At 42.9% G+C, this 7,412-nt stretch carries 6 protein-coding genes; 3 read left to right on the top strand and 3 right to left on the bottom strand.

Annotated features, from left to right (window positions below; genetic code table 11):
- Nucleotides 1-327, bottom strand: a 327-nt coding sequence (locus AC5V8P_RS21130) for a CHASE3 domain-containing protein (protein ID WP_495473832.1), incomplete at its 3' end; no start/stop codon positions are given.
- 276 nt (nt 328-603) lie between these two features.
- Here AC5V8P_RS21130 and AC5V8P_RS21125 point away from each other — a divergent pair.
- The gene (locus AC5V8P_RS21125; protein ID WP_064798153.1) at nt 604-1,557 is read left to right on the top strand and encodes a serine hydrolase domain-containing protein; all 954 of its coding nucleotides are present in this window, start codon (nt 604-606) and stop codon (nt 1,555-1,557) included.
- 142 nt (nt 1,558-1,699) lie between these two features.
- Here the strand turns inward: AC5V8P_RS21125 and yicI are convergent, their stop codons facing one another.
- Nucleotides 1,700-4,024 carry an alpha-xylosidase gene (gene yicI, locus AC5V8P_RS21120; RefSeq protein ID WP_064798154.1) on the bottom strand — a complete coding sequence of 775 codons (2,325 nt, stop codon included), beginning with the start codon at nt 4,022-4,024 and terminating at the stop codon, nt 1,700-1,702.
- 187 nt (nt 4,025-4,211) lie between these two features.
- Here yicI and AC5V8P_RS21115 point away from each other — a divergent pair, with 187 nt between their 5' ends.
- The gene (locus AC5V8P_RS21115) at nt 4,212-5,129 is read left to right on the top strand and encodes a helix-turn-helix transcriptional regulator (protein ID WP_064798155.1); all 918 of its coding nucleotides are present in this window, start codon (nt 4,212-4,214) and stop codon (nt 5,127-5,129) included.
- Between the two features lie 91 nt (nt 5,130-5,220).
- On the opposite strand, the gene brnQ is transcribed toward AC5V8P_RS21115, so the two are convergent.
- Nucleotides 5,221-6,573, bottom strand: a complete 1,353-nt coding sequence (gene brnQ, locus AC5V8P_RS21110) for a branched-chain amino acid transport system II carrier protein (protein WP_063209105.1) — start codon at nt 6,571-6,573, stop codon at nt 5,221-5,223.
- A gap of 487 nt (nt 6,574-7,060) precedes the next feature.
- Here brnQ and AC5V8P_RS21105 point away from each other — a divergent pair.
- On the top strand, nt 7,061-7,412 hold a 352-nt coding region (locus tag AC5V8P_RS21105), incomplete at its 3' end, for an MFS transporter (RefSeq protein ID WP_495473831.1).

The following is a 7,412-nucleotide window of genomic DNA, read 5'->3' as shown; positions in this document are numbered from 1 at the left end:
CTTCTTTTTCGTATCCTCAGTACCCGTATTGAGCAGAGCTTCTGTCTCCTGTAACAGCTTTGCAACCTCACTTTGCTTGTTCCCGATCTCGTTCCCATACTGTTCGTCACGAGTCAGCAAATATGCCCGCTCATCATTGGATATCCCATTTAACAAAAATTGAAGTGACTTGGAGTTATACGCAATCGTCTCTTCACGATTCATAATATCTTTGTACTCGTTCTCACTATGTACACTTAAAATGTAATTGGTCAGCAGCATAGCGGCAATCACACTTGGGATCAGTATCGCACTGAGAATCATTTTGGCTTTAATTGTTAAGTTCATGAATTGGTCCCCCAGTTGTCTCAAAATAAAATGTTCAACTTACTATATATCGTTTTATTGTTGTGTTTTGTTAAATGAAACTGAAAAAAGTGTATAGATTTTTAAATATATTTATGTCTATTTCGTGAACATATATATGTTGTTTAATATCAAAAAACAAAAAAATTCAAATTAGGGAAATGAAAAGAACTAAGCTCCGTTTGTACATGTCAGATTCGGATGTTTAAAAATGATATACTAAGTAATGGTATGCTATAAGCCTCAAGGAGGATCTGCATGAAAAGTCTGGAGCTCAAATCACTTATTCACGTGCTTAACGAGTTGGAAACCCGTAGCTGCCTTATTGAGCAGCAAGGGCATAGGATCATGGATTACTACCGTGAGCCTCAAATGGCCAATGAACTCTATAAAATAAATTCCTGTACTAAAAGCGTGATTTCCGCATTAATGAGTATTGCTATGGATCAACAACTGGTACCCCAACCCGAGACACCGATCTTTGAATTTTTCCCCCAATTGGGTAAAGACAGTGACGCTCGAAAGCGTGATATTACGATTGAACACCTGTTGACGATGTCTGCTGGCTTTAACTGGACAGAATTCGGGGGACAAAATTCATTTCCTACCATGAGCAAAACGTCCGATTGGGTACAATTTGTGCTTTCACAGCCCTTATCGGATATACCAGGTACGCGAATGGAGTATAGCTCTGGCTGTTCTCAACTTTTGGCCACCTTGCTGCGCTCTGCCTCTGGACAAGCAGTTGCTGAATTTGCCGAGGAGCACTTATTCCAACCACTCGGGATCGATAAATATCATTGGGAAACCGATCCGCAAGGTACACATACCGGAGGATTTGGACTGAGTCTCAGACCGCTGGATATGCTCAAATTCGGACGACTTTATCTGAACCAAGGAAGCTGGGAAGGACGGCAGATCATCCAGACAGAGACAGTCCGATATTCGACCCGTCCATTCCTTCCAGCCTCCAAACCACAAAAAGCTTACTACGGCTGTCATTGGTGGACTTCTTCCTTTTCTGATGAGAGAAAAGCAGGAACGAAAATAGACTATTTTTATGCACTCGGCTTTGGTGGGCAATATATTATTGTCGTTCCGGCTTATGACATGGTCGTTGTCCTCACAGCTGATAAATTTAAAAAGAAACGAACTCCTGTGGATATTTTCCGGCAGTACCTTGTACCACTACTACTTCAAGAGAATCCATAGGGTATGACATCAAGCTAAAATTGAGGACATTCTCTACAGAGACAACATCAAAAAGGACTAGCCTGATTTATATCAGGCTAGCCCTTTTTTCGCAATATAATCACCACATTATAATCTATCCATTCACAGATGAACGTCTAGCCTAGCTCAAATGAATAGTGAGCACTTGCTGTCCGCTGGAGGCTGGTGTAATGATTACACCCTGTTCTCCGGCCAAAATGCTGCCTTCCTCCACCTGAACAGCCTCGTGGATACCACGCAATACTAACGACCACGGTTTGGTAGCCCCTTCTGCTTTCACCGTTATGACAGAATCCTTACGGTTGGCAGTAACTGTTAGCTCTTCTTCGCCTGACGTATTCACGATGACCGTGCGAGCCTGCTGTCCCTCACCTAGCTCAAACAAATGAAGTGCCACTTGATCAGCATAATCATAATCCGGATGACGATCCTCATGACCGATTGCCAGTAATGTGTTTTGTTTTACGAGCACAGGCAAGGTTGTAAAATCGTGATGCTCGTTGACCCAACGGCCGCCAGCAACAGTTTCATTCGTTAACAAATTCGTCCACTGACCCTCTGGCACATAATACTGTACATTGCCTTCTTTATTAAAGATCGGGGCTACCAAAATGGAATCCCCCAGCATATATTGTAAATCCAGCGTGGCGCAGGTAGGTTCCTGCGGAAATTCCAGTACCATAGCCCGCATCATTGGCAGTCCCTTCACTGAGGATTCCACAGCGGAAGCATACAGGTGTGGCATCAGCGAGCACTTGAGTTTGGTAAAGCTGCGCACTACATCGACTGACTCCTCGTCAAACAGCCACGGAACACGGTACGATACATTTCCGTGTAGCCGGCTATGGGAGGATAGCAGTCCAAACTGTACCCACCGTTTGTACAAGTCCGGCGCAGCCGTTAGTTCAAAGCCGCTAATATCATGGCTCCAAAAGCCAAAACCGCTCAAGCCAAGCGATAACCCGCCTCGCAATGATTCTGCCATCGACTCATACGTGGACGAGCAGTCTCCGCCCCAGTGAACCGGGAACTGTTGTCCCCCGGCTGTGGCAGAACGTGCAAATAATGCGGCTTCATTTTTGCCCAGCTTTTCCTCCAGCACATCAAACACAGCTTTGTTGTACAGATGCGTATAGTAATTATGCATTTTCATGGGATCAGAGCCATCATAATAAACTACATCTGTTGGAATACGTTCACCGAAGTCAGTTTTAAAACAGTCCACGCCTTGATCGATCAGCACCTTCAGCTTATCCTGGTACCACTTGACAGCAGCCGGGTTCGTGAAGTCAACCAGCCCCATTCCCGCCTGCCACATGTCCCATTGCCACACACTGCCATCGGCTGTTTTGACCAGGTAGCCATTCTCCATGCCTTCATCGAACAATATGGACTTTTCTGCAATATACGGATTAATCCAGGCACAAATTTTGAGCCCTTTAGCTTTCAATCTCTGCAACATCCCTTCCGGGTCTGGGAACATTTCTTGATCCCACTGGAAATCGCACCATTGGTATTCCTTCATCCAGAAGCAGTCAAAATGGAATACCGAGAGTGGCAGATCTCGCTCAGCCATCCCGTCCACAAAATGATTTACTGTCGCTTCATCATAATCGGTCGTGAACGAAGTAGTCAGCCACAAACCAAAGGTCCAGGCCGGTGGCAATGCAGGCTTGCCTGTCAGCTTGGTATAATTGTCCAATACCTCCTTAGGATTGGCCCCCCCGATAATAAAATACTCCAACGATTCGCCAGCAACGCTAAACTGTACCTTTGAAACATTTTCCGAGGCAATCTCATAGGACACCTTTTCCGGATGATTGACGAATACACCGTACCCTTTATTGGATAAATAAAATGGAATGTTTTTGTATGCCTGTTCGCTGCTAGTCCCGCCATCTTCATTCCAGATATCAACGACCTGACCATTTTTCACAAACGGAGTGAAACGCTCTCCGAGACCGTATACATACTCCCCGATACCCAGCTCCAGCTGTTCCCGGAAAAAAGGCCGGTCCTGTGGGTCTGTAATGTAGCCGGGTCCCCGATGTCCACTACCTGTAACTTTACGATCCTTGACATAAAAACCTACGTCCCAGCCCTTTCCACGACCTACTCGCACACTTAGATCGCCGCTTTTCAGCACCGCTACGTCCTCGCCTACCGTAATATCCACCTCTGTCGGCAAGGTGTGAATTTCAAAATCCGGCCCATGCTGCACGCGTCCTTTGTGGTGGTTCAGACGCACCCGAATAACATTCGGCATGGGAGAGCTGTAGGTCACTTTCAGTAACGCTCCGTTCAGCGTATCCCCTTTGTGCTCGATCCGGTGGGTTGCTGCATATACCGTCATGGAAGCATCGTCCGTAACAATATCACGGACATCTGCAGGATTTTGTATTTCATAGCCTTTGCGAACCAACCAATAGCCATCAGTAAATTTCATCTGTCGCTTCCTCCATCTCGACTTTTATATTTCTTGATCCCATATTCATATTGCTTATTGGATTTTTTCGAAATCCTTACTATAATAATATTGATTTATGTAAGGGTTTACTTCCGTTATTTTGATGTTTAGTATCAATATTTTGATGTTTTCTATATAAACCAGTTTGTAGAGAGGGATCATTGAAATGCAAAGGGAAATGTTACGAGAAAACCGCATTCACGGCAATCCCATGTATCCGGTCAGCGTATATCCTAGCGTAGAACAGTTGAACGGTAATAGTATATTGGAGTCCCATTGGCATGAAGAAATGGAGTTTATTGTCGTGGAACAGGGGAGCGCCATATTTCAGACGGATATGGTCTATACAGAGGTTAGCGAAGGTGAAGCCCTTTTTGTAAACAGCGGCGAGCTCCACGCCGGTTATTTACAAAAAAGCCGCTGTGTATTTTCTGCGGTGGTATTTCACCCCGACATGCTGCACAGCCGCACGCATGATACAGTGCAGACACAGTTCATTGAACCATTTATCAATAAAAAGCTCATCCCTCCCCCTCACATTCGCGGTGCGCACCCTTGGGAGCAGGAGCTACTGAAGGCGTTGAAATGCATTATCACCAATCATGAACAGAATGCGCCTGCCCGTGAACTAGCGACCAAAGCGCAGCTTTATAACATAATCGCCTGCCTATTTCCGCACATGACTCCAGCTAACGGGGAGGACGTGATTATGGCCAGTCAACGCAACAAGGTCGAACGGATCAAAAAAGCACTAGCGTACATCAACAGTCATGCGCATGAACCCATTCGTTTGCGAGAAATCTCAGATGAGATCGGGATGAGTGAAGGGCATTTTTGCCGTTTTTTCAAGCAGATGGTGCAGAAGAGTCCCATTGAATATATCAATTATCAGCGGATTCAGAAGGCTTGCAGGCTGCTGGAGCAAAGTGACCGCAAAGTAGTTGATATTGCGCTGGATGTTGGCTTTGAGAATCTAAGCTATTTTATTGCAACCTTTAAAAAATGGAACAGCCTGACGCCTTCACAATACCGCAAGCAATATGATGCAGATCAGGCGCTTTCTGTCCCTTATATAACAGACTGAAATATAAGTTTTTGATGAGTATAACAGTCAGTAAAGAAGTTACAAAAAAAGAACGAACGGAAAATCAAGTTCTCCGTCCGTTCTTTTTGTTTTATTTTTTTGGCTTCATAAGTATGAGGACAATTTTTCTTCGCTTAATATAGTAAAGTATATAGCCTGCTATTCCACCTACAACAGAGGGAATTAACCAGCCTAATCCCACATCATATAATGGAAGAAACTCAGTGAAAAAGTCATTAATTACTTTGATTTTTATTCCCGCAGCGTTCAAACCATCAAATAGACTAATAATAAAGGTTAAAATCAAACTGCCTTGATATACTTCTGACTTTCCTTTAAATACGGAATGCAAAAATGTTAAAAATATTAGAGAAATAGCAATAGGATATATTGCGATTAACACTGGCGTTGAAACCTTAATGAGCTGTGTTAAACCTATATTGGCTACAATGATACTAAATATAGATAGCAAGAGTGCAATTTTTTTATAAGAAACATTAGGAAAAAATGTATGAAAAAAGGAAGAACAGGACGTAATAAGCCCTACACTTGTCGTTAAACACGCTACTGTAATCATTAAGCCTAATAGAATTGAACCGTAAGATCCAAAATAATAGGAGGAAACCTTGGCTAACACTTCAGCACCATTTTCTAAAACACCCAGTTTTTCAACGCTGGAAGCTCCCATATAGGCAAGAGACGTATAGATAAAAGCTAAGAGGATAACCGCAATGGTTATCGATTTGGCACAAATAATCATCAGCTCTTTTTTGCTAGTAACTCCTCTTTCCTTAATGGCATTCACAATGATAATCCCAAAAATAAAGGCTACAAGAGCATCCAATGTTAAATACCCTTCTTGAAAGCCTTTGAAAAAGACGTGCGAAGTATAACCTTCGGCCGGTGCTTGGAATGCTCCTATGGGGTGAATAAGAGCTACAACTACAAGTATTCCAATGAATGTCAATTTAATAGGTGTTAAAAATTTCCCGATGACATCGATAATTTTTGTAGGGTTAAGTGATAACAAGCATGCAATTCCAAAAAAGACAATAGTAAATACAAAAAGTGCGACAGGATGATCTGTATGGTTAGAAAAAAAAGGTTTTACTCCAATTTCAAAAGACACGCTACCGGTTCTCGGAATTGCATACAAAGGACCAATGGCTAGATAAAGAACCGTTGTAAAAACAATACCAAATACGGGATGTACACGACTCGCTAAAGTTTGCAAGTTGCTTTTGCCCGAAAAGACAAAGGCTGTAACGGCTAGTAACGGTAAACCAACTCCGGTAACCAAAAAACCCGCATTGGCTATCCATACATTCTGGCCAGCCAGTTGACCCAGCATAGGTGGAAAGATTAGATTCCCTGCACCAAAAAATAAGGCAAATAGCATCGACCCTATAATAATAATAAAGGACGAAGAAACACTTTTTGACATAATAAATCCTCCAACCATGAAATCACAACATTTTGTTATCATTCATTTTCATTTTTTTGTGTAGTACATCTTAATAGGGCATAGCAGCACCAGGTAGGGTTAGCTATCTGCCCCCCCTCCCCGATCGGTGTAGGAACGTTATTCAAGAAGTTGGCTGCGACAACTCGTCATTACACAATACTCTATATACGTTCACGATTTCAAGTAACTTTGTACTTGCGAAGGAACCACTCTACTTCTTATCATGTTTCTCCTCCTACTAAATGAGCCTAATGGACTATGAATAATTTTACACGTAGGACTTAATTCTTACAAGATAATAAAAGCTCTGTATACCCCATCTAGCAATTGATTGCAATAAGCACAGGAAATCTTGGGAAAATACCCTATGGATTCAATGCAGTCATCCTTACAATGAATAGTACAGACAATGTTTAAAGACGTATGCAATCCATTGAGCGGCTACAATTTGAAGGGGTGCTTAAACATGAATTTAGCAAAACGTAACTACTGGTCTCTAAGTGTTTTTAATTTCGCTTATCTGTTTACATGGTCTGCCGCCATGTCTTTTTTTGTCATTTGGCTGGGACAAAGCCTGGGGATTTCAGAAACCTACACAGGATTTCTATATGCGGCGAACTCCATCGTCGCCTTGATCATGCAGCCCCTGTTTGGTTACTTATCTGACAAGCTGGGCTTGAGAAAACATTTGCTGTACATACTCTTTACGATCCTTTTGCTCGTCGGGCCCTTTTTTATCTATGTGTACGGTCCATTGCTTCAAACGCAGTTCGTCATTGGTGCCATTGTTGGTGCACTATTTATCGGCCTGGTGTTTA

This window comes from Paenibacillus sp. N119s, assembly GCF_059447605.1.
Note: the sequence above shows the minus strand (reverse complement) of the source record. Positions and strands in the feature narration are given on the sequence as shown.